Source organism: Tsukamurella soli, assembly GCF_039541155.1.
Taxonomy (GTDB): Bacteria; Actinomycetota; Actinomycetes; order Mycobacteriales; family Mycobacteriaceae; genus Tsukamurella; species Tsukamurella soli.
On the sequence record NZ_BAABFR010000004.1, the window covers coordinates 44,712 to 69,234 of the forward strand.

Consider the following 24,523-nt stretch of genomic DNA (forward strand, 5'->3'; position numbering starts at 1 on the left):
AACCGTCCTATCCGTTGATGACCTGCGGGACTGCGACGGCCTTGAGCCCGTCGACCCCGAACTCGACACCGTAGCCGGAGTTCTTGACGCCGCCGAACGGGACGAACGGGTGGACCGCGCCGTGCTGGTTGATCCACACGGTGCCGGTCTGGATGCGGCCGGCGACAGCGCGGGCCTTCTCCCGGTCGGCGGACCAGACGGAGCCACCCAGCCCGACGCCGACGCTGTTGGCCTGTTCGACGGCCTTGTCGATGTCGCGGTACTTGATGATCGGCAGTGCGGGACCGAACTGCTCCTCGGTGACCAGCGGGCGATCGGCGGCGATGTCGGCGACCAGGGTGGCCGGGTAGAAGTTGCCCGGCGCGTCCCGGTCGGGGTCGCCGCCCAACAGGATCCGCGCGCCCGACTTCTTGGCGTCCTCGACCAGGCGGTCGACGACGCCGAACTGCTGCGCTGTGGTGAGCGGACCGAGCTGGACGCCGTCGTCGACGCCGTGGCCGAGAGGGGCGCCGGCGGCGACCTCGACGAGCGCGTCGCACACCGCGTCGTACACGTCCTCGTGCACGTACAGCCGCTTGAGCGCAGCGCAGGTCTGACCGGTGTTGATGAACGCACCCCAGAACAGGCCTGGGGCGACGGCCGCGGGATCGACGTCGGGCAGGACGATGCCGGCGTCGTTGCCGCCGAGCTCGAGCGTGACGCGGGCGAGGTGGTCGGCCGCCGACCGGGCGATCGCCTTGCCCGTCCCGGTCGAGCCGGTGAACATGATCTTGCCGAAGCCGGGGTGGCTCGCGAACGCGGCGCCGAGCTCACGGCCGCCGGACAGCACCTGCACGACACCGTCAGGCAGTACCTGGCCGAGGATGGCGCCGAGGGCGAGCACGCTGAGAGGCGTGTACTCGCTGGGCTTGACCACCACTGTGTTACCCATCCGCAGCGAAGGCGCGATCTGCCACATCGCGATCATCGCCGGCCAGTTCCACGGTCCGATGGCGCCGACGACGCCGACCGGCTTGTACTCGATGGTCGCGTAGGTCTCGCCGTCGTCGATCACGACCTCGGGCGCCAACTCGATGGAGGCGGTGGCGCGTAGCCAGGCCGCACACGCGCCGGCCTCGAACATCGCGCTGGGAGCGCCGCCGCCCAGCGGCTTGCCCTGCTCCCGCGAGATCAGCTCGGCGAGCGCGGCGGCCGACCGCTCGACCGCGTCGGCGGCGTCCATGAGGAGGGCGGACCGCTTCTCGTGTCCGAGCGCCTCCCAGGCGGGTTGGGCGGCGTGCGCGGCGGCCACCGCGCGGTCGAGGTCGGCGGGCGTCCGCGCCGGGGCGATTCCCACGACCTCGTCGGTCGCGGGATCTGTGCTGGCATCGCCGGTCTCGGCCACGATGGCGGCGAGCAGGCTCTCGTAGGTCTCCATCGACCCTCCAAATTCTCCCGTTGTGTATCCGGTGTCACACAGTCTGCGCCCACGCCGCGGACAGACAGTTGGACATTCGCGCACGGAACTGCGCATCGCGTGCACAACCGCCCGTCGCGCCGCACCCGTCGGCCGCCGCCGCTGGGGTATGTTCGGTGCATCTGCGCGAGTGGTCGTCGGCGCCGCTCAGGGGAGCGCGACGGCACCGGGCGTGGCCCGGGGGAGAGGGACCACGATGAGCAATCCGCAGGATCCGAACCAGCAGCATTGGCAGGGCTGGCAGCAGGGCGGCCAGCCCGCACCGGGGCAGCCGGGGACGGGGCAGCCAGGGGCCGAGGAGACGCAGATCTCGCAGCCGCAGGCATCCGCGGGGCAGTTCGGCCAGCCGTACCCGGCTCCCGGCTACCAGGCGCCCGACGCGGGCGGCTTCCCCGCGCAGGACAACACGGTGATCTCGCAGCAGTGGCAGGCCGGCAGTCCCGGCCAGCAGTACGGGCAGCCCGGTTACCCGCAGCAGCCGGGGCAGCCCGGTTACCCGGGGCAGCCTGGCTATCCGCAGCAGCCGGGTTACCCGCAGCAGCCCGGCTCGTACGGGCAGCCGGGCCAGCAATACGGCCAGCCCGGGCAGCCCGGGACGCAGCAGTTCGGCTATCAGCCTGGCGGCTTCCCCGGTCAGGAGGGCGCGGGCGCGCCCGGCGGTGCGCCGGCCAAGAAGAAGGGCCTGCTGTTCGGCGTCCTCGGGGCCGTCGCCGCGGTGGTGGTGATCGTGATCATCGTCGTCGTGCTGTTCGCGACGGGCGCGATCGGCGGCAAGAAGTTCGACAACGCGCAGGTCAACGACGGTGTCAAGAAGGTGCTCACGCAGACCTACAACGTCTCCGACGTCTCCAAGGTCGCCTGCAACACAGGCGGCGTCAAGGTCAAGGCCGGCAACACGTTCACCTGCGACGTCACCATCGGCGGCAAGCAGCAGACGCTCACCGTCAAGGTCACCGACGCCAACGGCACCTACCAGGTCCCGGCACCGTCGGTCTAGTCACTCGCCTGCCGCATCCAGTGCCGCGAGCAGGCGCTCGACCTGCGCGGTGATCCGCAGCTCCGCCGCCAACGCAGCGAGGCGCTCGGGGTGCCGCGGCTCGGTCGGCAGGGCATCGGGCCCCGACAGCCGAACGTCGGCATCGCGGCGGACCCACACCACGTCCCAGGCGGCGTCGAGGTAGTCGGCCGATGCGGCGATCGACGCCGCCGCGCGGGCGGCGAGCGGCGACGGTGACGCCGCGGCGGCCTCCCGGATCGCAGCCAGCGACCCGTACTGCAGCAGCAGCTTGGACGCCGTCTTCTCGCCGATCCCGGGGACTCCGGGCAGCCCGTCCGACGGGTCACCGCGCAACAGCGCGAGCTCGGCGTATGCGCGCCCGGCGCGTTCGGGCGGCAGCCCGTATCTCTCCGCGACCTCGGCGGGCCCGAACATCTCGGCCTTCGCGAGCCCGCGCCCGATGTACAGGCACCGCACTTCGGGTACCCCGCCGGCAACACTCGACCCGCTCGCTCCGCTCCCGGCGCCGGTGACACTCGACCCGCTCGCTCCGCTCCCGGCGCCGGCGACACCCGACCCGCTCGCTCCGCTCCCGGCGCCGGTCGCAACCTGCAGCAAGTCCCGGTCGCCCGAGACGACGATGACGGGGTCGACCTGCTCCCGCGCGGCGAGCGTGCCCAGCACGTCGTCGGCCTCGAGTCCCTCGGCCCCGCCCGTGGCGATGCCGACCGCGTCGAGCACCTCGAGAATCATGTCGACCTGGGGGCCGAGGGTGTCGGGCACCTCCTCCGGTACGGCGCCGGTCTGCGGGCCCGGGGCCACGGCCTCCTGCGCGACGCGGTGGGTCTTGTAACTCGGCAGCAACTCGACCCGGAACGCCGGTCGCCAGTCGAGGTCCAGGCATGCAACGAGACGGCCGGGGCGATGGGCCGAGATCAGCTGCGCCGTCATGTCGAGGAACCCGCGCACGGCGTTGATGGACCGCCCGTCGTCGGTGCGCACTCTGTCGGGAATCGCGTAGAACGCGCGGAACCACAGGCCTGCAGAGTCGAGCAGCATGAGGGGGCGGGCGTCGGGGTTCACCACGCGCCCATCGTGACACAATCGGCGACATGGCCTCGCACCTGTTCCCGCCTGCCGTCTACGCCGACCGCCTCCGTCGCGCCGCCGCCCTCGCCGCCGGCGCCGGAAGCGGAGCGAGCGGGCCGCACGCGCAGGGCGTCGGAACCCCGCTGATCGTCACCCCCGGGCCGGACCTGGCCTACCTCACCGGAGTGCGCAGCGAGTCCTTCGAGCGCCTCACGGCGCTGGTCCTGTCGGGTTCGACGGTGACAGTGGTGGTCCCGAAGCTCGAGCTCGCCATCCTGGGCGACTCGGCGGTGCCGGCCCTGGGGAGCGCCGGAATCGACGTCACCGTCCTCGACTGGGTCGACGGCACGGATCCGTACGCGCTGGTCGGGGAGGCGCTCGGGGCGGGTGATCGGACCGGCACCGTCGCGGTCTCGGACTCGATGCCGGCGCTGCACCTGCTGCCGCTCACCACCCGGCTCGGCGTCCGTGCAGTGCTCGCGACCGACATCCTCCGCCGGCTCCGGATGATCAAGGACGCCGCCGAGGTCGCGGAGCTCCGTGCCGCCGGCCGGGCGATCGACCGGGTGCACGCCCGGATGGGCGAGCTGCTGGCGGTCGGGCGCACCGAGCGCGAGGTGGCGGCAGACATCGCCGACGCCATCGTGGCGGAGGGACACGACCACGCCGAGTTCGTCATCGTCGGGTCCGGGCCGCACGGCGCGGACCCGCATCACGAGGTGTCCGACCGGGTGATCGAGGCCGGCGATGTCGTCGTGATCGATATCGGTGGTCCCCTGGCATCGGGATACAACTCAGACTCGACCCGCACCTACTCGATGGGCGAGCCGTCGGCCGAGGTCGCCGCAGCCTACGCGCACCTCGAGCGCGCGCAGGCCGCCTCGGTGTCGGCGGTGCGCCCCGGTGTCACGGCCGAGACGATCGACGCCGCGGCCCGGGACGTCCTCGCCCAGGCCGGCCTGGCGGAGTACTTCGTCCACCGCACGGGGCACGGCATCGGCCTGTCCGTCCACGAGGAGCCGTACATCGTGGCGGGCAACGACCTGCCGGTACAGACCGGGATGGCGTTCTCGATCGAGCCCGGTGTCTACTTCCCGGGCCAGTGGGGTGCACGGATCGAGGACATCGTGGTGGTCACCGACCAGGGATGCGAGCCCCTGAACACCCGCCCGCACGGGCTCGCGGTCCTGTAGCTTTCGGCGATGACCCCAGTCGGCCGTCCCGGATCACCGTCGGCGCTGCGCATCCAGAACCGCACGCGTGTCATCGGAGCACTGCGGACGCACGGCGAGATGACGCAGGCTGCGCTGGCCCGGCAGACCGGCCTGGCGCCGGCGACGGTGTCCAACATCGTCCGTGAGCTGGCGGCAGACGGCGACGTACGGGTGGCCGCGGCCGGCGGCCGCGCGCGGCGAGTGCGGTTGGCGGCGCAGACCGGCAACGTGATCGGGGTCGACTACGGCCACCGGCACGTCACGGTCGCCGTGTCGGATCACACGCACCGCATCCTCGCCGAGCGCAGGGCCGAACTGGACACGGGGATCACCGCCGAGGCGGGACTCACGATCGCGGCACGGCTCGTCGACGCCGCGATGGCGGCGGCGGGAATCGACCGGTCGGCCGTGGTCGGGGCGGGGATGGGGCTGCCCGCGCCCATCGACGCGGCGACCGGCATCGTCGGATCACCCTCGATCCTGCCGGGCTGGGTCGGTATCCGCGCCGGTGAGCTCGCCACCGCCGCGATGGATCTGCCGGTACGGATGCGGGTCGACAACGACGCCAACCTCGGTGCCCTCGCCGAGCACCGCTGGGGCGGCGGGGTCGGCGTCGCCGACATGGCCTACCTGAAGCTGTCCGACGGTGTCGGGGCGGGCCTGATCGTCGGCGGCACGGTGTACTCGGGGGCCTCCGGCACCGCGGGGGAGATCGGCCACACAACGATCGACGAGTTCGGCGACGTCTGCCGGTGCGGGAACCGCGGCTGCCTCGAGACTCTGGTCTCGGCTCGCCGGGTGATCTCGCTGCTGAAGTCCACCGGCGAGTCCCCGCCCCGCACCATCAGCGAGGTGGTGCGGCGCGCAGACACCGGCGACCGGGCATGCGCACGGGTGCTCGAGGACGTCGGCCATCAGGTCGGTCGCGCGGTCGCCGACCTGTGCAGCCTCCTCAATCCGAGCCTGCTGTTGGTGGGCGGCGAACTGGGCCAGGCTGCACCGCTGCTGATCCCGGCGATCCGCCAGGTCGTGCTGCGGTGCGGGGTTCCGTCGGCCGCCGAGCAGCTCGACATCCGACTGGGTCGTCTGGGCGCTCGCACCCACGTCTACGGGGCGATCGCGCTGGCGATCGCCGACGCGGACGGGCAGCTCACGCAGTGAGATCGAGCCGGGAATCACCCCCACCGATCCGCCGCGCGCCCCGGTGTTCAAAAGATGAACGGTTTTGCCGGAATCTCGGATCGCACCCCGGTGAATCCGTGCTTCTACCGACCGGTACAGGATTGAATGTGACGCACACCACGTCCACGGGTCAATGCCGACCCGCACACCGAGAGGACACACGATGAGCGAAGGTGGGGCCGTACACGACGTCCCGTCGATCTTCGGCGACGACGAGGAGGGTACGGGGAAGGGGGTCATCCGGATCGCGTCCGTAGCGGCGCTGGGTGGCCTGTTGTTCGGCTACGACAGCGCGGTGATCAACGGCGCGGTGTCGGCGATCCAGACAGAGTTCCATGTCAACAACACGGTGTTGGGCTTCGCGGTCGCGTCCGCACTGCTCGGCGCGGCGGTAGGCGCCATGACGGCGGGCCGGATCGCGGACCGGATCGGCCGCATCCGGGTTATGCAGATCGCCGCGATCCTGTTTCTGATCAGTGCCTTCGGTGCGGCGTTCGCCCCCGATCTCGCGTTGCTGGTCGTGTTCCGCGTGGTCGGCGGCCTCGGGATCGGTGTGGCGTCGGTGATCGCGCCCGCCTACATCGCCGAGACGTCGCCCGCGCGTATCCGAGGCCGACTCGGATCGCTGCAGCAGCTCGCCATCGTCCTCGGGATCTTCCTGTCGTTCCTGGTCAACTGGGCGCTGGAGGCGGCAGCCGGCGGCGCCGGGAACCAACTGGCGCTGGGCTGGGAGGCATGGCGCTGGATGTTCCTCGTCATGGCCATCCCCGCCCTCGTGTACGGCGTGCTGGCCTTCACGATCCCTGAGTCGCCGCGTTACCTGATCTCGAAGCAGCGGCTACCCGAGGCCCGGAAGGTGCTCTCGATGCTGCTGGGCGAGAAGGATCTGGAGATCAAGATCGACCGGATCCGTAACAGCCTCGAGGGCGATACCCAGCCCTCGTGGAAGGACCTGATGCGGCCCGGCCGACGCGGCATCCAGGGGATATTCCCGATCGTGTGGGTTGGTCTGCTGCTCTCGATCTTCCAGCAGGCCGTCGGCATCAACGTGATCTTCTACTACTCCAACGTGCTCTGGGAGGCCGTTGGTTTCCACGAGAACCAGTCCAACGAGATCAGCGTGTTCACCTCGATCGTCAACGTGGTCGTCACCGTGGTCGCGATCATGCTGGTGGACAAGATCGGCCGCAAGCCGCTGCTGCTCATCGGTTCGTCGGGCATGTTCGTCACGCTCGGCGCGATGGCGATCTGCTTCGGCACGGCGAAGATCGTCAACGGAGACCCGCACCTCACCGGCGCGGCCGGGCCGATCGCACTGGTGGCGGCCAACCTGTTCGTCGTGTTCTTCGGAGTCAGCTGGGGCCCGGTGGTCTGGGTGCTGCTGGGCGAGATGTTCCCCAACCGCATCCGCGGCGCGGCGTTGTCGCTCGCCGCGGCCGGGCAGTGGGTCGCCAACTGGGCGATCACCGTGTCGTTCCCCAGCCTGAAGAGCTTCTCCCTCGGCTTCTCCTACGGCATGTACGCGGCGTTCGCCCTCCTCTCCCTGCTGTTCGTCGCCCGCTTCGTCCGGGAGACGAAGGGGATGTCGTTGGAAGACATGGATGCTCGCGTCGGGATCGAACACCACACGGTGGCGTAGGCCGCACTACGGCCCGGCACGCCCCGCTCCGGGCCACTCCCCGAACCACCGCGGCGGCGCAGCGCCCGCGCAGCGCCGCCGCGGGTTCCATACACGATTTCCGCACACCCGCACCACATCTGGAGTTCTTGTCATGCCCGAATCCACCTCCGTCGACACCACCCTCCCAGCCACCGGCCGTAAGGTCGCCGTCCTCGGCCCGATCCCGCGCGACCACGTCACCACCCATCGCGGCGAGGTGATCGACAAGTACGGCTGCGTCCTCTACACCGTGGCCGCGCTCGCCTCCCTGCTCGGACCCGACGACGTGGTACGGCCGATCGTCCACGTCCGCGAGCACGACCTCGAGCCCATCCACCAGCTGCTCGCCCCGTACCCCAATGTCGACCTCACGGGCATCCGCTCGGCCAGCGACCGCGGCGACGTGGTGGAACTGACGTTCCGGGACCAGAACTTCCGTGACGAGCGCCAGACGGGCTTCATGCATCCGATCAGCCCGGCGGACGTCGAGTTCGCACTCGACTCGGACTTCTTCGTGTGCGTGCCGATCACCGACTACGAGGTCGCGCAGCCGACCCTCGCGTACATCCGGGCGCACAGCGCCGGCGCGATCCTGCTGGACTGTCACGGCCCGACCGTCGCCCTGACCGCCGCGGGGCAGCGGGTCAGCCGCCTGTGGATCGACCGCGACGCCTGGCTGCCCACGATCGACATCATGAAGATGAACCTGGAGGAGGCGGGCTGCGCATGGTTCCCACCGCCCGGCGCCGATCCCGACGGGCTGGGCGCTCCGCTGCCCAAGGAGCAGCTGCCGGAGTTCGCGGAACACTGCCTGGACCGCGGCGTGAAGGCGGTGTGCGTGACCCTCGACGAGGAGGGATGCGCCCTGTACTTCCGTGGCGCCGACGGCACACTGCGGGAGGAGATCGTCGGGCGGATCCCCGTGGAGCACGTCGTGGACACCACCGGCTGCGGGGACTCGTTCGCCGCGGGTATGGCGTACGGGTACATGGTGTCCGGCGACTTCGTGACCGCCGCCCGCTACGGCAACGCGATGGGCGCACAGCGGTGCTCGGGTAAGGACCTGTCGGTGTACCTGCCGCTGGCGGACACGAACCGCCAGATCAGCGCGGCCTACGGCGAGCCGGTGGCGGCGCCGTGAGCGCCACGCTGAGCACCACCGACGCGGCCTGGTCGGTCCGCGAGGACGATTGGGATCCACAGCGCGCCAATTACTTCGAGACGGTGTTCACCGTGGGCAACGGCCGGCTCGGCACCCGCGGATCGCTGGAGGAACGGCACACCGGCGCACTGCCCGGCACGTTCCTCGCCGGCGTCTACGACGCGCACGACGCGCCGGTGATCGACCTGGTCACCTCGCCCGACTGGCTCACCACCGAGGTCCTGGTCGACGGGGTGCGGCTCGACCCGGACACCATGACGGTGGTCGAGCATCACCGGCGCCTCGATCTGCGCACCGGTCTGCTCGAGCGCGAGACCCTGTACGCCGACGCCGCGGGGCACCGCACGCGTCTGCGCACCGAGCGGCTGGCGAGCATGGCCGATCGCGACCTGTGCGCCCTACGGATCGAGGTGACGCCGCTCGACGCACCGGCCGTGGTCACCGTCGAGACCGGGGTCGATGCCCACTGCCGCAATCTGGAACGCCTGCCGGCGTACCCGGCGGGGACCTCGTTCGGGCACGACCGGAAGTGGGAGAAGTGGGCGCGGTCGACGCACCTGCGCGAGACCGGCCGCGGGTTCCACGGCCGGGTGGGCCACGTCACCGCCCGAACCATCGACTCGGGCATCGACGTCGCGTACGCGTTCGCCGCCGAGGCCGACCGCGAACCCGTGATGCGCCGCAACCTGGCACGGCACGAGTACGTGGCGACGGAGTCGGCCTTCGACCTCGAGCCGGGGGAGAGCGTCACCGTCGAGAAGCGGGTGGGCATCGCCACCTCGCGCGACCCCGGCGCGGGTGACCCGCCGGTGGACCGCGCGATCGCGACCGTGCTGCGGGCCGAGGACTTCGCTGCTGTCGCCGCCGCATCGGCGCAGGCGTGGGAGCACCTGTGGGCCGACTCCGACTGCGAGATCGTGGGCGACGACCGGGCGGCGCTGGCGCTGCGGTTCTCGGTGTACCACCTGCTGATCGCCGCGAACCCCGACGACCCCACGGTCAACATCGGCGCCAAGTCGCTGTCGGGCGAGGGCTACCGCGGGCACGTGTTCTGGGACACCGAGATCATGATGCTCCCGTTCTTCCTGTTCACCCAGCCGCGCACGGCCCGCGCCCTGCTCGGCTACCGGCATCACACGTTGCCGGGTGCCCGGGAGGTGGCCCGGGACAACGGGACCGGCGGAGCGCGCTACCCGTGGGAGTCCGCCGACACCGGGCGCGAGGAGTGCCCGCAGTTCACCCCCGACGGGCAGAACCGCTTCTATACCCGGGAGGAGGAGTTGCACGTCACCGCCGACGTGGCGTACGCGATCCTGCGGTACGCGGACGTGACGGGCGACGACGACTACCTGTTCGGCGAGGGCGCGGAGATCCTGTTCGACACCGCCCGGTACTGGGTACAGCGCTGCGCTCCCCGGATCGAGGGAGCGGTGGACGGCGACTTGGTGCTGCGCACCGTGATGGGCCCCGACGAGTTCCACTCCCACGTGGACGACAACGCCTTCACCAACCGGATGGTGCGCTGGCACCTGGAACGCGCCGCCGACGTCCATCGCAGGATGGCGGCGGAGCGGCCGGAGGCGCTCGCAGCAGTCGCGGCGCGGATCGGGCTGACGGCCGACGAGCCCGCGGGCTGGGCCGACGCCGCCCAGCGGATAGTGGCCCCGGTGGACCCCGATGCAGGCGTGATCGAGCAGTTCGACGGCTACTTCGACCGGAAGGTGGTGCCGATCACCGAGTGGGACGCCAACGACATGCCGCGGTATCCCGAGGGCTACAACCACTTCAACTGCGAGGACACGTCGCTGCTCAAACAGCCCGATGTGGTGATGCTGATGTTCCTCCTGCCGGACGACTACTCACTCGCGACGCGGCTACAGAACTACGAGTTCTACGAGGCCCGCACGCTGCACAAGTCGTCGCTGAGCCCGTCGATCCACGCGATCGTGGGCCTGCAGGTCGGCGATGCGAGCAAGGCGGAGCGGTACTTCGGGCGCTCGGCGTTCGTGGACCTCGACGACAACCAGGGCAACACCGAGGAGGGCATGCACATCGCGTCCGCCGGCGGCACCTGGCAGGTGGCCGTGCACGGGTTCGGCGGGTTCCTGGCCGGGCGCGACGGGCTCCGGTTCGCGCCCGCCCTGCCGCAGTCGTGGGAGCACCTGCGTTTCTCGGTGCACTGGCGGGGCCGGACGGTGCGGGCCGACCTCGGGCACGCGGAGTCGTCGTTCACGCTGATGGGCGACGGCCCGGACGAGGTCGTCCACGTCTGCGGCCGGCGCGTGGTGCTCACGCCCGGTGAGCGTGTGACGGTGCCGACGGGAGGGCCGGCGTGACCGCTTCCGCACCACTGTGGATCGACGAGGCCGACGCCGTCCTGTTCGACCTGGACGGCGTCGTCACAGACACCGCGGCCGTGCATCAGCAGGCGTGGCGCGCGCTGTTCGAGCCGCTGCTCGCCGAGCGGACGCCGAACCGGCCGTACCGCGAGGACGACTACTTCCGGTACATCGACGGGATGCCGCGGTTCGACGGGGTGCGCGCGCTGCTCGCGTCGCGCGACCTGCGGCTGCCCGACGGTGACCCGGGCGACCCGCCCGACGCCTCCACGGTCTGCGGCCTGGGCAACCGGAAGAACGCGGTGTTCGGCGACATCCTCCGGCGCGACGGTGTCCGCGTCTTCGCCGGCACGGTGCGACTGCTCGACCATCTGGCCGGCATCGGTATCCCGGTCGCGCTGGTGTCCAGCTCGCGGAACGCGCAACCGGTGCTGGCCGCGGCCGGCCTGACCGATCGGTTCCCCGTCGTCATCGACGGGGAGGTCGCCGCGCGGGACCACCTGCACGGCAAACCCGCGCCCGACATGTTCCGCCGCGCCGCGGCGGATCTCGGCGTCGCGCCCGAGCGATCGGTCGTGATCGAGGACGCAGTGTCCGGGGTCGAAGCCGGGCACGCGGGGGGATTCCCGGTCGTCGGCGTCGATCGTGGTGTGGGCGCGGACACGCTGCTGCGTGCCGGCGCCGACCGGGTGGTCGCCGACCCCGGCGACCTGCTCACGCCGGCGGAGCCAGCACCGATCCCATCACCCGATCGACCGTGATCTCGATGACGACACGCCTGGGGTTCGCGCGCGGCGGCCGGTAGCGGACGGCGTACCGCGCCTCGGCGTCCGCCACCGACTCGGGATCGGTGAGTACCCGCGCGGGGCCCTCGAGCGTGAGCCAGCGGCCTACGTCGACCTGCGTCAGGGACGCGTAGCCGCGGCGGGCGGCATTGCGCGCCTTGACCGAGTCCCCACCGGTGATGACCCGGGCGATGTGCGCGTCACCGTCGTACGTGAAGGCGATCGCGACGCTGTGGGGCGTGCCGTCGGCGCGGAGCGTCGAGAGTGTGGCGAGGTGCCGCTCGGTCACGAACGTGAGGGCGGCATCGGGCAGGGGTTTGCGACTGTGCACACGCGCAGCGTAGCCACATCGTTAGGCTGAGCCGCATGACCGACCATCCCATCCCCGACGGAGCGATCCTGCTGCTGGGCGGCCGTAGCGAGATCGGCGTCGAGGTGGCCCGCCGAATGTGTTCCGGGCGCGTCGTGATCCTCGCAGCTCGGCCGGGCGGCGACCTCTCGGGGCAGCGGGAACTACTGCTGGCGGACGGTGCGTCGGCCGTCGCGACCGTGACATTCGACGCCGACCAGACCACCACCCACGCGGAGACGCTGGTGCGGGTGGCCGCCGTGCACGGGCGGATCGGGGTGGCGGTGGTCGCGTTCGGGATCCTCGGGGACCAGGCCCGGGCCGAGGTGGACTCGGCACACGCGGTGCAGATCGCCACGACGGACTACGTGGCGCAGGTGTCGGTCCTGACCGAGCTGGCCTCGCTCCTGCGTGCGCAGGAGCCCGACCGCTACGGGTCCCGCGGGGCGATCGTGGCGTTCTCCTCGGTGGCGGGGGTGCGGGTGCGGCGCGCGAACTACGTCTACGGCAGCGCCAAGGCCGGGCTGGACGGCTTCGTCTCGGGCATGGCCGATGCGCTGCACGGGTCGGGCGTGCACGTCCTGCTCGCCCGCCCCGGTTTCGTGATCGGGCAGATGACGGCGGGCCTCGTGGCCTCCGGTGTGAAGCCCGCGCCGATGTCGTCGACGCCGCAGCAGGTGGCCGATGCGACGGTCTCGGCTCTCGCCCGCCGGCGGCGGGTGGTGTGGATCCCCGCCGTGCTGGGGCCGGCGTCGGTGGCGATGCGGCTGCTGCCGCAGGCGGTCTGGCGCCGGATGCCCCGATGACGGTGACGGTGGTGGGGATCGGCGCCGACGGCTGGGCCGGCCTGACCCCGGCGGCGCAGCGGGAACTGCTGGGCGCGAAGGTGATCCACGGCTCGGCCCGCCAGCTCGCGGCCCTGCCCGCGGAGGTGGCCGCCGACCGTCGGGAGTGGCCGTCGCCGCTGCTGCCCGCGCTCGACGCGCTCGCGGACGGCGTCACCGTCCTCGCCAGCGGGGACCCGATGCTGTACGGCGTGGGCGCGACCCTCGCGCGGCGGCGGCCCGACCTGGATCTGGCCGTCCACCCACACGTCTCGTCCGTGGCGCTGGCATGCGCGCGCCTGGGGTGGGGTACCGCCGACACCGTCGTCGTCTCGGCCGTGGCCCGCGATCCGGCGCCCGTGGTGCGGCACCTGCGCCTGGGCCGGAACGTGCTGGTGCTCAGCGAGTCCGGCGCGACCCCGGCGGTACTGGAGCGGCTGGTGGCCGACGCCGGGGTGGCGGACGTGGCGCTGACGGTGCTCGAGCAGCTGGGCGGCCCCGGTGAGCGGGTGCGTCGTGCGCCTGCAGAGGGTGGAGTCGCGACGCTGGGCGTGATCGACGATCTCAACGTGCTGGCTCTCGCGCCCACCGGGGCGGCACCGGTGGAGTTCGAGAACGACGGCCAGATCACGAAGCCCGACGTCCGCGCGCTCACCGTGGCGGCGCTCGATCCGCGCCCCGGGCAGACGATCTGGGACGTCGGGGCGGGGTCGGGGTCGGTGGGCATCACGTGGGCGGGCGCCTACGACGGTACCGTCGTCGCCGTAGAGAAGCGCTCGGACCGTGCCGAGCGGGTCACCCGGAACGCCGCCGCCGTCGGCGTCCGCGCGCGCGTGATCGTGGGGAGTGCCCCGGAGTCCCTCGTGGGTCTGCCCACACCCGACGCGGTGTTCATCGGCGGCGGGCTGTCCGACGCCGTGGTGTACGCCTGCTGGGGGGCGCTGCGCGAGGGCGGACGCCTGGTGGCGAACGCGGTGACGCTCGAAAGCCAGGCGCTCATCGTGTCACTGTGCTCGCGCTTCGGCGGCACGTTGCAGCTGTACGCGGCGTCCGATCTCGCCGAGCTCGGACCCGCCCACGCATGGCTGCCGCGCCGGCTGCTGATCCAGTGGTCCGTCACGAAGAACGGGGCGGCCGCGTGACGGTGTACTTCATCGGCGCGGGGCCCGGCGCCCCGGATCTGCTCACGCTCCGTGGTGCCGACCTGCTGGCCCGCTGCTCGGTCTGCCTGTACGCGGGGTCGCTGGTTCCGCCGGCGATGCTCGCGCACTGCCCGGAGGATGCGGAGCTGGTGGACACCCGCCGGATGCCGCTCGACGACATCGTCGAGCGGATCAAGACCGCACACCGCGCCGGCCACGACGTCGCGCGGCTGCACTCGGGTGACGTATCGCTGTACTCGGCCTTCGCGGAGCAGGCTCGGCGGCTGGACAGGCTTGGGGTGCCATACGAGATCGTGCCCGGTGTACCGGCGTTCGCGGCCGCCGCAGCAGCGCTCGGGCGGGAGCTGACGGTACCGGAGGTGGGCCAGTCGCTGCTCATCACGCGGGTCTCCACCTTGTCGACCGACATGCCGGCGGGGGAGGACTTGGCGTCTCTGGCCCGTACCGGGGTGACGCTCGCGCTGCACCTGGCAGCACACCGGGCGCGTGCCCTGACCGACGACCTCCTGCCGCACTACGGGTCGGATTGCCCCGTGGCCGTCGTGGCGTTCGCATCCCGTTCCGATGAGACGATCGTGCGATGCCGCCTGGCCGATCTTCCGGATCGGCTGACCGCGGCCGGGATCACGAAGACGGCGGTGATCTTCGTCGGCCGGGTGCTGACGGCCGATCAGTTCCCGGACAGCTACCTGTATTCGGCATCCCGAGTGCGAGGTGCGAGCCATTGAGCGGCCCCACCGCGGCGGCCGCGGGGCCGGCCGCGCGCCGCGTGCTGCTCCTGGGTGGGACGGCTGAAGCCCGCGAACTCGCGGAGCTACTCGAGGCCGACCCCGCGTTCGATGTCGAGAGTTCGCTCGCCGGGCGGGTGGCGAATCCCCGCCTGCCCGTGGGACGGTCGCGGATCGGCGGCTTCGGCGGCGCCGACGGGCTCGCGGACTACCTCCGCGAGGGGAGGTTCGCTGCAGTCGTCGACGCGACACATCCCTTCGCGGCCACCATCTCCGGGAATGTCGCTGCGGCGGCGGAGGCCACCGGGCTACCCCGGCTGTCCGTCGTCCGACCGGAGTGGGTGCCGGGCCCGTCGGACAGCTGGGTGCGGGTGCCGACGGTGGCGGCGGCCGCCGCGGAACTCGCCTCGCGGACGAGCGGCAGGGCGCTGTTGACGACCGGTAGGCAGGACGTGCACGAGTTCGCACACCTGGACACGTGGTGGTTCGTGGTACGGGTCGTCGACCCGCCGTCCAAGGGCCTCCCGCGACGGTGCGCACTGCTGCTCGACCGCGGGCCGTACACGGTCGAGGGGGAGCGCGACCTGATGCGGCGCAACCGAATCGATGTACTGGTCACCAAGAACAGCGGCGGGGACCTGGTGTCGGCGAAGCTGACCGCGGCACGGGAGAACGGTGTCGACGTGGTGATGGTCGACCGGCCGGACCGGCCGGGCGGCGCCACCGTCACCACCGCTGCCGATGCGTTCTCCTGGCTGGTTTCGACCGGCTCAGGGCCCCGCGCCAACTAGCATCAGCGCGGTGGAACACGCTGTGGTGCCGCAGCCGCGCCGGACGATGCGACGCCGATGAGGGTCGCGGTCGTCGGCGATGTCGCTGGGCATCTCACTGAGCTGCGTGTCGAGTTGGCGCGCCTCGGCGCGATCGACGACGTCCTGCCCGACGACCTCGTGGTGATCCAGGTCGGTGACCTGATCCACCGCGGCCCCGACTCCGACGGGGTGATAGCGCTCGTCGACCACTATCTGCGTAACCAGCCGACCCAGTGGGTCCAGCTGATCGGGAACCACGAGGCCAACTACCTGCGCCCGCCGGCGTTCCGCTGGCCGCAGAAGCTCAAGCGGCGGTCCGCCTCCACGCTGCGCCGCTGGGTCCACCATCGCGAGGCACTGGTCGCGGCCGCGATAAGCACGGACTCCGAGCAGATCCTGGTCACCCACGCAGGCGTCACCGAGGAGTTCTGGCGGACCGTCATCGGCGCCCCGCCTACTGCGCTGGCGGCCGCTGAGCGACTCAACGAACTCGCGTTGAGGCACGACGACGACCGGCTGTTCGCCGCCGGGGTGATGCTGGGGAGACCGAACGCCGCGGCAGGGCCGCTATGGGCCGAGCCGGTCACCGAGCTCATTCCCGGCTGGATCGATCGGCCCATGCCGTTCAGTCAGGTCTACGGGCACTCGACCGTGAACGATTGGGTGGATCCCGTGAGCCTGCCACCACTGCTGGCCGACCGGATCACCTCCGACCCGGCGGCCAAACACGAGTACGTCGCGATGGACGGCGGCCGGCTGATCGGGATCGACCCGGGACATCACGCCTATCCCACCATCCCGTGGCGGTCGTTCGAGGTGCACGGCACGGTCATGTGAGGTCACGCGGCAGCCGCGGTGCTGCGATGGACGGTGCCCGCCGGGGTGCGGGTCTCCACGGTGTGCCGCCCGGACGGGTCCACCACCGTGCGGTCGTGCCAGCCGTGCGCCTGCTTCGCGAGATTGCAGGCCTTGCACAACCCCTGGCCGTTCTCGGCAGTGGTGGGCCCGCCCTCGGCCCAGGGCTGAACGTGATCGATGTCGGCGATCGGTGCGTCGCAGTAGGGGGTACGGCAGTACCGGTCCCGCGCCCGGATCAACCGCGCCAACCCCGCGGGGAACGTTCGTGACTTCGCATCCATCCCCACCACGGCCCCGGTCGCCGGCGTCACGTACAACCGCCGCACCCAGGCCAGCTCGTCTGCCGTCGCCTCCGCGACGAGCCGACGCGCGATCTCACCCGGGAGCACGCCGCCGTCCTCCAGATGCGCGGTGCCGTTCGCGCCGCCAAGCAGTACCGCGTCCGACACCGTCAGGTTCACTGCGACCGACGGCCCGCTCGTTCCGGCGCGGCCGGTGATTCGTGCGTAAGCCTCGTCCGCCATCACCTGCCCGCGTCCACGTGGCTCGGTACCGTGCCCGGCCACGCCGTCCGCGGCCCGTGTCAACGCCGCGTAGATCCCCACGGCCTGCGCGACCGGGAGCAGGATCGACACCCGGGCCATCGTGTCCGGACACGGCCGGATGCTCACGTGCCGGTCCGCAGCTGCTTTGCCGGCGCGCTCGAGTGTCTTCTCGGCGTCGAGTTCGTACGCCACCGCCTCTGCCTTGTCCGCGAGTCGCCGCAGCCCCAGTCCCGCGAGAGTCGCAGGGTCCGCGCACAGACGCTGGTCTGCGATGCGCCGCTCGGCGGAGTCGAGGTGATCGAGGGTCGCCACCAGGGCATGGACCGCGGCCTGGCTCAAGTCGCCCGCCGTGACCCGGGCGAGCGTGTGCGGCATATCCGCACTGATCACCTCCGCTGCGTGCACCAGCTTCTTGGCGTGATGGTGTGAGATGTGCAGGGCGAGGCCGACCTCTCGGGCGATGCCCCGGCGGGCGGCCTTCTGCCCGAGACCGCGGGCGCGGCGGGCACTGATCCGTTCATGCACGAGGTCGCGGGCGCTTCGGAGCTGTTCGGCGAAGACCAGTGCCGCGAGTCGCGCGAGTCCGCCCAGCCGCACGGCGATACCCCTGTCGGTCTCGGGTGCGGGACTGCTGAGGAGCGCAGTGCGCGCGGCATCGACGGCTGCGTCCCGCTCGGACTCGGGACCCGCGGCCCGCGGAGCGGTTCCAGCGGGCTGCTCTGCGGGTGAGTCCGGGAACTCTCTATTCGTACCTGTGTTCATATCTCGAAGGTACCCCCGAACACCGACAAGTTTCCGAAACCGCCCCCGCCCCGCGCCCGCCCGCAGCGAGGCATGATCGACCGATGACCATCGATCCCACGCGTACCGCCGTTCTCGGCCTGCACTGGCAGGTCAACGTGATCGAGCCGAGCGGCTTCTTCGGCGCCCTGCTCGCCGCACCGGTGGCAGCCGGCGGTGTGGTCGGCCGGGCCACCGCATTCCACGCCGCGGCGGCGGATCGCGGCCTGCCCGTCCTGCTCACGCGTTTCACCATCCCCGAGGGCGAAGGCGAGCTGGTCCGCAACACCGGTTTCATGAACGCGGTCGCCGACGCCCAGAACGCCTTCCGCCCCGGCGCACCGGGCGCCGCCCTGATCCCACCGATGGCGGCGCTGCAGACCGCTACCTTCGACAACCAGAAACTCTCGGGTCTCGCCGGCAACGGTCTCGACTCGTGGCTGCGGTCGCGAAGCATCGACACCCTGCTCGTCACCGGCGTCGCCACCAACCTCACCGTCGAGCAGACCGCCCGGCACGCGACAGACCTCGGCTACACCGTGCACGTGATCCAGGACTGTGTGGCCGCCGCCGACCAGGCGACGCACACCGCCTCCCTCGCGAATATCGCACTCACGACGGCAGGATCCCTGACCGCGGTCCAGGCCCTGGCCTGAGCGGTCAGTAGCGCCGCGGCGTGTGCACGATCCGACCTCCGGGCCGGTCGGTGACGACGGTCCGCGACGATCCCACGATCAGCAGGCACCGCATGTCGACGATGTCGGGGTCCAGCTCGCCGAGGGTGGTCACGGTCACCGTCTCCGCATCCGAGCCCACGGCCCGCCCGACGACCACGGGCGTCCCGGGGCCACGGACGCCGAGCAGCACCTCGCGCGCCTTCTCGACCTGCCACCGCCGGGTCTTCGACGCCGGGTTGTACAGCGCAAGAGCGAGGTCCGCCTCGGCGGCTGCACGCAGGCGGGCCTCGATCGTCTCCCACGGCTTGAGCTGGTCCGACAGCGAGATCACCGCGTAGTCGTGGCCCAGCGGCGCGCCGACCCGGCTGGCCACGGCCTGCGCGGCCGTCATTCCGGGCAGCACCCGCACCCGCACACCCGAGAACTCCTGCGTCACCGCCACTTCCGCGACCGCGGACGCCATCGCGAACACACCGGGATCGCCAGAGCTCACCACCGCCACCCGGGCACCGCCCGCCGCGAGTTCCAGTGCATGCCGGGCACGTTCGGCCTCTACCCGGTTGTCGGACGCGTGCACGCGCTGCCCGGGCCGGGCGTGCACGCGGTCGGTGTAGGTCTGGTACCCGACGATGTCGGTGGCCACCGCGAGCTCGTGGCGCACCTCGGCGGTGGTCCATGCGGCGTCGCCGGGACCGAGCCCGAGCACCACGACCTCACCGTCCACCGGATCCGCCGAGGGCGCGTTGATCCGCCCCGGCACCAGTACCGTCGAGAAGTACGGCACCTCACCGTCGACGTCCACCACGCGCGCCACCCGCTGGTCGGGGCGCGATGCGCGCTCTACGTACCATGCGGATTCGCGTCGTCCCGAGTCCGCCAGCGCCGCGTCGACGGTCCCGAACGTGCGTCCCAGCTTCATCACCGCCGCTGCGTCGGTGTCGGCGAGCCGGCGGCGCAGCTCATCCCCGGGAAGCGTGCCGGGCAGCACGGTGAGCACCTCGTCGGCCTCGACGAGCGGCACGCCGGTGGCCGCGGCGGACGCGCTGATCGACGTGACGCCGGGCACGATGATGCACTCGTAGGTGTCGCGGAGCCGTTTGTGCATATGCATGTAGGAGCTGTAGAACATCGGATCGCCCTCGGCGAGTAGCGCGACGTTCCGCCCGGCGTCGAGGTGCGTGGCGATGGACGCCGCTGCCTCGCCGTAGAAGTCGTCGAGCGCGCCGCGGTACCCGCCGGGATGGTCCGTGGTCTCCACCGTCACGGGGTACATGAGCCGCAACTCCGTGACGCCGGCGCGCAGGTACGGCTCGGCCGCGGCGCGCGCATTCGAACGGCCATGGCGCGCAGAGTGATACGCGACCACATCGGCGTCACCGATCAGCCGGGCGGCCTTGACGGTCACCAGTTCCGGGTCGCCCGGCCCCACCCCGACGCCCCACAACGCGCCCGTCACAGCTCGTCCTCCTGTGCGAGGGCGTTGACGGCGGCCGCACAGATCGCGCTCCCGCCGCGGCGCCCGCGCACCGTCACGTACTCGAGCCCCAGCGTCGCGGCGTCCGCGCGCAGCGCCTCCTTCGACTCGGCGGCGCCGATGAATCCGACGGGTGCGCCGACGATCACGGCCGGACGGGGGCCGCCCGCTGCAAGCAGGTCCAGCAGATGGAACAGCGCCGTCGGCGCGTTGGCGATCGCCACGACGGCGCCGCCGAGCGCCTCGCCCCACAAATCCACGGCGGCCGCGGTGCGCGTGGTGTGCAGGCGCGCGGCCAGGTCGACGGTGCGCGGGTCGCCGAGATCGCACCGGACCTCGTTGTCGGCGGGGAGACGCCGCCGGGTCACTCCGTGCGCCACCATGTTCACGTCACAGAGGATCGGGGCGCCCCTGCGCAGCGCCGCCCGGCCGGCCGCGACCGCGCCGGGGGAGATGTCGATGTCGGCGGCCAGGTCCGTCTGCCCGGCCGCGTGGATCATCCGCACCGCCACCGTCTCCGCGTCGCCGAGCAGCCGCGAGAGGTCCGCCTCCGCACGGATGGTGGCGAACGAACGCCGATAGATCTCGGCCCCGTCGGTCAGATACTCGTGCACCGCGCCACTGTATTCGCCGGCCCGACGCCCGGCCCCGGCGCCCTGACGTCTCGTCGCGGTCCGCGGGGTCTCGTGGAACACTCCGCGCCGCGGACGAGCTCCGCGCAGTTGTCCTCCAGCTCGTGAACCGGGTCGAGACACCGGCATGGGAGACGCTGCAGCGCAATGCCTCCCGGCCGATCTATCGGTGACCTATCGGACGATCCGTCAGTGCTTGCCGGGGGTGAGCTTGTCCTTGGCGGCGTCGACGCCGTTCTTGACCTTGTCGGCGGCGTCCGTGAGCCCGTTCGATCCTGGATCCGTCGAGGATCGGCGGAGCATCCGAGTTCATCACCCGACGCGAGCCGGGATCGCACACTCGCTCGGGACCGAGACGCGTTCTAGGGGAGGAGACCTCGGGTCGGGGGTTCGTTCAGAGGCCGAGCGGGTTGACAGTCGGGTACGCAGGTCAGGAGATCGGGATCTCCTTGATCTTGCTGTCCGACCTGCCGGCGGTGTTGCAGTAGGCGATCGCCTCTTGCTGCAGCGCTGTCGCGGCGAGCGCCGCCGGCTCGCTGCCGTGCTTGTCCTTGTAGAGCGTGGAGACCTGGGACGTCTGGTCCTGGCTGGACATGCCGAGGAAGTCCTTGCATGTCGTGTCGGCGCCGGCCTTCGCGCAACCGCCCAGCGAAAGAATGACGGCTGCGGCGAAAGCGGCCGTGACAAGCGACGAAACACGGCGCCGTGGAGCGGTTCGCGAGCGGCGGGTGATCCGAGTACGGGGCGTGGAATCGAGCGTCACGGGGTTTACCTCCGAGTGGGGGGATGGGCCGATAGACGACCGCACCGTGGTCTCAATGCAAGGTCGAGAGCGATGTCGCGAGGCGACATCCAGTCGGAACGCTATCAGCCGCCCACAGCGGAGCGGGCCGATTCGCGTAATCAACTCAGCGCGGCCCGAGGAGCACCAGTTCGTGCGGCCCCGGGGGCGCGCCGCAGCCGCGGGCACAGGACACGACGTGCACCCGCCCGCTGAGAGCGCCGGACAGCGCGAGTTGCTCCGCAGCGCCCATCGCGTCGGTGTCCGCGCGGGCGCATCCGCGATTCCCGACGCACGAACTCACCTGCAACCACGGGGAGTTCGCGTCGAAGGTCAGGCCCATCGGCGCCAGGACTCGGACGACGGTCTCGGCCGGCCCCTCGTCGAGGTCGTGCACGCACAGTGTCCGCCAGGGGGTGATGGTGACGGAATGCTCGACCGCGGCCACGAACCGAGCGGTGCGGCCCGGGATCCGGCCGAGGTGCGGTGCTGCGCCGAGCGTGACGCGCCCGTCGGCCTGATCCAGCCAGCCGACGGGCGGGCCCGGCGGGGCGGGCACGTCCCGCGGACCGACGACGGTGCCGCCCAACTCCCGTGCCAGCCCGACTGCCCCGTCGGGGATGTCGCGTAGCCGCCAGGCGTCCTCCCGGAGGTCGGCGAACGCGGCCGCGGCCGCGAGCATCGTGTCGACGGTCGCCGGCAGGTCGGTGGGACGAGCGTCCAGGAACAGAGTCCCCGACCGCGCCTCGACGTCCGCCGCGAGCGCCGCGACGTCGCCGCGCCCATCGTCGAGGGCGAACAGGAAGCGCCCGGGCAGGTCGGCCAACGACGGTGCGGCGCAGAGCTGCTCGTCCAAATCCGAGACGAGTGGCCGGACATCGACCAGCCCGCCGATCCGCCCCGACAGCGGCGAGGCGACGATGTTGCGGACGCGCTCGTGCGACGGTGACGGCAACAGCCCGACCGCCGCGAGCTGCTCCCGCGCGTCGGGCGCCGTCACGGCACGCAGCTGAATGTTCCCGCGGGAGGTGAGCTCGAGGTCACCGTCGTCGCCCGCCAGATCGGCGAGCGCCTCGAGCTGCTGCGGGGTGATCCGCCCTCCCGGAAGCCGCACCCGCAACAGCGCACCGTCGGCGGCGACGTGCGGGCGCAGTACCCCGGGGCAGGCGTCCTCCATGCGTCCGGTTTCTAGACGTCCTGGTCCGAGACCGGCGGCAGGGTCACGACCTGGCCGGCGTAGGCGAGACCGGAGCCGAAGGCCATGACGAGGGCGGTCTGACCGGGCTTGGCCTTCCCACTGCGGATCAGCTCCTCCATGGCGAGCGGGATGGACGCCGCGGACGTGTTGCCGGTGGTCACGATGTCCTCGGCGATCACCACGTCCTCGGGCAGCTCCAGGGCCTTGGTGAGCACCTGGGTGATGCGGATGTTGGCCTGGTGCGGGATGAACACCTCGATGTCCTTCGCCTCGAGCCCCGCCTTGGCGAGCGCGTCCTGGCAGGCGCCGAGCAGGAAGGTGGCGCACCAGCGGAACACCTGGCGGCCCTCCATCCGGATGTACGGGCGCTCGGGCAGCTCGGCGCCGTCGCGCACAGCCTCCACCTCGTCGAAGAAGGTGGTGAAGTCCTTGTCCTGGTAGATCGCATTGGTGAAGTTACCGTCCGCGCCCCACGCGACCGCGCCGATGCCGACCTCCTCCGACGGGCCCACCACTGCGGCCCCGGCGCCGTCGGCGAAGATGAAGGCACAGGTGCGGTCGTGCTTGTCGACGAAGTCGGAGAGGCGTTCGACGCCAACCACCAGGGCGTGCTCGACGGTGCCACCTCGGATCAGGCTGTTGGCGTTGGCGAGGGCTGTGGTGAAGCCCGAGCAGCCTGCGGTGACGTCGAACGCAGGGATGTTCGTAAGCCCCAGCTCGAGGGCCACCTGCGGCGCCATCGAGGGGCCGAACACCATGCGGGTGTTGGTGGCGATGATCACGCAGTCGATCTGCGCCGCCTCCATGTTCGCGGCGCGCAGCGCATCCTTGGCCGCCTCCACGCTCATCGAGAGGATGGTCTCGTCCTTCGCGGCGAACCGGCGGGACTTGATGCCCGAACGGCTCTGGATCCACTCGTCGCTCGACTCGATCGCGTCCACGATCTCGGCGTTCGGGACCTCGCGGCGCGGCCGGTACGCACCCACTCCGAGGATCGCCGTGTGCGGCAGCCTCGAGGGAGCCGGGGGTGCAATCGCGGTCGCTCGTGTCATCGCTGGAGTATCTCCATCTCGGTAGCCGAAAAAGGTGAACCGGTCGGTTCAAGTAGTCCGTATATGCTTAACATGATCCGACCGGTTCAAACAAGAATCGCGGTTACAACGTTCGGCGCGTCGTTTTGTAGCGCGCGTGGTGATGTCAGGAGGCGCCGGAGACGGATGGCGACGCGACCGAGGCCCAAACAGAGGCTCGTCAAGAGCGCATTGACGCTGGTGAGCCAGCACGGTTTCGCCGACGCGGGACTGGCCGAGTTGACAGCTGCCAGCCGCGCCTCGCGCAACTCGCTCTACCAGCACTTCCCGGGCGGGAAGGCCGAGTTGATCGAGACGTCCACGGGGCTGGCCGGCCGCCGCCTGTCCCGGTACATCGACGCTGCGACGTCGACGGGCGACCCGTACGCGTGGATCGACCGCTTCATCGAGTTGTGGAAACGGGTCCTGGTCGCGTCCGACTATCAGACCGGCTGCCCCGTACTCGCGGCGGCGCTGGCCGACGGGGAGCCGCGCGTCCAGGCCGCAGCGACGGCCGTGTACGAGGATTGCCAGCAGAAGGTCGCCACCGCACTGGCCCGCTCCGGCGCCGACGAGAAGGCCGCCCGTGTGTTCGCGAGCATGCTGATGAGCGCCGTCGAAGGCGCCGTCGCCCGCTCCCGGGCGGCGCGCGACGTGACCCCCCTCAACGACGTCCGTGACTCGGTGCGCATCCTGCTCGACTCCATCCTCTCCAGCACCACCGAGGTGACCGACTAGCGCGCTGGCC

The 24,523-nt window shown here is 71.3% G+C and carries 23 protein-coding genes; 14 read left to right on the forward strand and 9 right to left on the reverse strand.

What is annotated here, in order from left to right:
- Window positions 1-7: 7 nt before the first annotated feature.
- Window positions 8-1,417 carry an aldehyde dehydrogenase family protein gene (locus ABD908_RS02175; RefSeq protein ID WP_344990229.1) on the reverse strand — a complete coding sequence of 470 codons (1,410 nt, stop codon included), beginning with the start codon at window positions 1,415-1,417 and terminating at the stop codon, window positions 8-10.
- A gap of 235 nt (window positions 1,418-1,652) precedes the next feature.
- On the opposite strand from ABD908_RS02175, the gene ABD908_RS02180 reads away from it, so the two are divergent.
- On the forward strand, window positions 1,653-2,453 hold the full coding sequence (locus ABD908_RS02180) for a DUF4333 domain-containing protein (RefSeq protein ID WP_344990232.1): 801 nt from the start codon (window positions 1,653-1,655) through the stop codon (window positions 2,451-2,453).
- Here the strand turns inward: ABD908_RS02180 and ABD908_RS02185 are convergent, their stop codons facing one another.
- Window positions 2,454-3,512: a 5'-3' exonuclease gene (locus tag ABD908_RS02185; RefSeq protein ID WP_344990376.1), complete on the reverse strand. Its 1,059-nt coding sequence runs from the start codon at window positions 3,510-3,512 to the stop codon at window positions 2,454-2,456. It abuts the gene before it with no gap.
- 53 nt (window positions 3,513-3,565) lie between these two features.
- On the opposite strand from ABD908_RS02185, the gene ABD908_RS02190 reads away from it, so the two are divergent.
- The 6 genes from ABD908_RS02190 (at window position 3,566) to ABD908_RS02215 (ending at window position 11,860) form a co-directional block, all read left to right on the forward strand.
- Window positions 3,566-4,735 (forward strand): M24 family metallopeptidase, encoded by a 1,170-nt coding sequence (locus tag ABD908_RS02190; protein WP_344990235.1) that lies wholly within the window; start codon window positions 3,566-3,568, stop codon window positions 4,733-4,735.
- Window positions 4,736-4,744: 9 nt separating this feature from the next.
- Complete coding sequence (locus tag ABD908_RS02195; protein ID WP_344990238.1) at window positions 4,745-5,917, forward strand: ROK family transcriptional regulator; 1,173 nt, start codon at window positions 4,745-4,747, stop codon at window positions 5,915-5,917.
- A 184-nt stretch (window positions 5,918-6,101) separates the two neighbouring features.
- Entirely contained in the window at window positions 6,102-7,577 is a 1,476-nt protein-coding gene (locus ABD908_RS02200) for a sugar porter family MFS transporter (RefSeq protein ID WP_344990242.1), read from the forward strand.
- 133 nt (window positions 7,578-7,710) lie between these two features.
- Entirely contained in the window at window positions 7,711-8,739 is a 1,029-nt protein-coding gene (locus ABD908_RS02205) for a carbohydrate kinase family protein (protein WP_344990246.1), read from the forward strand.
- Entirely contained in the window at window positions 8,736-11,096 is a 2,361-nt protein-coding gene (locus tag ABD908_RS02210; RefSeq protein WP_344990248.1) for a glycoside hydrolase family 65 protein, read from the forward strand. The genes ABD908_RS02205 and ABD908_RS02210 overlap by 4 nt, the downstream gene beginning before the upstream one ends.
- Window positions 11,093-11,860 carry an HAD family hydrolase gene (locus ABD908_RS02215; RefSeq protein ID WP_344990250.1) on the forward strand — a complete coding sequence of 256 codons (768 nt, stop codon included), beginning with the start codon at window positions 11,093-11,095 and terminating at the stop codon, window positions 11,858-11,860. Before ABD908_RS02210 ends, ABD908_RS02215 begins: the two co-directional genes overlap by 4 nt.
- Here the strand turns inward: ABD908_RS02215 and ABD908_RS02220 are convergent.
- Entirely contained in the window at window positions 11,814-12,215 is a 402-nt protein-coding gene (locus ABD908_RS02220) for a PPOX class F420-dependent oxidoreductase (protein ID WP_344990253.1), read from the reverse strand. The two genes, ABD908_RS02215 and ABD908_RS02220, sit on opposite strands and share 47 nt — an antisense overlap.
- Before the next feature lie 35 nt (window positions 12,216-12,250).
- Here ABD908_RS02220 and ABD908_RS02225 point away from each other — a divergent pair, with 35 nt between their 5' ends.
- The 5 genes from ABD908_RS02225 to ABD908_RS02245 are packed head-to-tail and all read left to right on the forward strand — an operon-like array spanning window position 12,251 to window position 16,597.
- Window positions 12,251-13,039: an SDR family NAD(P)-dependent oxidoreductase gene (locus ABD908_RS02225; protein WP_344990256.1), complete on the forward strand. Its 789-nt coding sequence runs from the start codon at window positions 12,251-12,253 to the stop codon at window positions 13,037-13,039.
- On the forward strand, window positions 13,036-14,199 hold the full coding sequence (gene cbiE / locus ABD908_RS02230; RefSeq protein ID WP_344990259.1) for a precorrin-6y C5,15-methyltransferase (decarboxylating) subunit CbiE: 1,164 nt from the start codon (window positions 13,036-13,038) through the stop codon (window positions 14,197-14,199). Before ABD908_RS02225 ends, cbiE begins: the two co-directional genes overlap by 4 nt.
- A complete protein-coding gene (gene cobM, locus ABD908_RS02235; RefSeq protein ID WP_344990262.1) occupies window positions 14,196-14,948 on the forward strand; it encodes a precorrin-4 C(11)-methyltransferase in 753 nt (250 codons plus the stop codon). The genes cbiE and cobM overlap by 4 nt, the downstream gene beginning before the upstream one ends.
- Window positions 14,945-15,739, forward strand: a complete 795-nt coding sequence (locus tag ABD908_RS02240; RefSeq protein WP_344990265.1) for a cobalt-precorrin-6A reductase — start codon at window positions 14,945-14,947, stop codon at window positions 15,737-15,739. Before cobM ends, ABD908_RS02240 begins: the two co-directional genes overlap by 4 nt.
- 57 nt (window positions 15,740-15,796) lie before the next feature.
- Window positions 15,797-16,597 (forward strand): metallophosphoesterase, encoded by an 801-nt coding sequence (locus ABD908_RS02245; protein WP_344990267.1) that lies wholly within the window; start codon window positions 15,797-15,799, stop codon window positions 16,595-16,597.
- Between the two features lie 2 nt (window positions 16,598-16,599).
- Here ABD908_RS02245 and ABD908_RS02250 read toward each other — a convergent pair whose 3' ends face one another.
- A complete protein-coding gene (locus tag ABD908_RS02250) occupies window positions 16,600-17,925 on the reverse strand; it encodes an HNH endonuclease (protein WP_344990270.1) in 1,326 nt (441 codons plus the stop codon).
- 83 nt (window positions 17,926-18,008) lie between these two features.
- Between ABD908_RS02250 and ABD908_RS02255 the strand changes: the two genes are divergently transcribed.
- Entirely contained in the window at window positions 18,009-18,599 is a 591-nt protein-coding gene (locus ABD908_RS02255; protein WP_344990273.1) for a cysteine hydrolase family protein, read from the forward strand.
- 4 nt (window positions 18,600-18,603) lie between these two features.
- Here ABD908_RS02255 and ABD908_RS02260 read toward each other — a convergent pair whose 3' ends face one another.
- The 5 genes from ABD908_RS02260 to ABD908_RS02280 all read right to left on the reverse strand — a co-directional run bounded on the left by ABD908_RS02260 (window position 18,604) and on the right by ABD908_RS02280 (window position 23,757).
- Window positions 18,604-20,076, reverse strand: a complete 1,473-nt coding sequence (locus ABD908_RS02260; protein ID WP_344990275.1) for a precorrin-2 C(20)-methyltransferase — start codon at window positions 20,074-20,076, stop codon at window positions 18,604-18,606.
- Window positions 20,073-20,708, reverse strand: a complete 636-nt coding sequence (locus ABD908_RS02265; protein ID WP_344990277.1) for a precorrin-8X methylmutase — start codon at window positions 20,706-20,708, stop codon at window positions 20,073-20,075. The genes ABD908_RS02260 and ABD908_RS02265 overlap by 4 nt, the downstream gene beginning before the upstream one ends.
- A 448-nt stretch (window positions 20,709-21,156) precedes the next feature.
- Window positions 21,157-21,489 (reverse strand): hypothetical protein, encoded by a 333-nt coding sequence (locus tag ABD908_RS02270; RefSeq protein WP_344990279.1) that lies wholly within the window; start codon window positions 21,487-21,489, stop codon window positions 21,157-21,159.
- 145 nt (window positions 21,490-21,634) lie between these two features.
- Window positions 21,635-22,684, reverse strand: a complete 1,050-nt coding sequence (locus ABD908_RS02275; protein ID WP_344990281.1) for a precorrin-3B synthase — start codon at window positions 22,682-22,684, stop codon at window positions 21,635-21,637.
- Window positions 22,685-22,695: 11 nt separating this feature from the next.
- Window positions 22,696-23,757: a beta-ketoacyl-ACP synthase III gene (locus ABD908_RS02280; RefSeq protein WP_344990283.1), complete on the reverse strand. Its 1,062-nt coding sequence runs from the start codon at window positions 23,755-23,757 to the stop codon at window positions 22,696-22,698.
- Between the two features lie 165 nt (window positions 23,758-23,922).
- Here ABD908_RS02280 and ABD908_RS02285 point away from each other — a divergent pair, with 165 nt between their 5' ends.
- A complete protein-coding gene (locus tag ABD908_RS02285) occupies window positions 23,923-24,513 on the forward strand; it encodes a TetR/AcrR family transcriptional regulator (RefSeq protein ID WP_344990285.1) in 591 nt (196 codons plus the stop codon).
- Window positions 24,514-24,523: the final 10 nt, after the last annotated feature.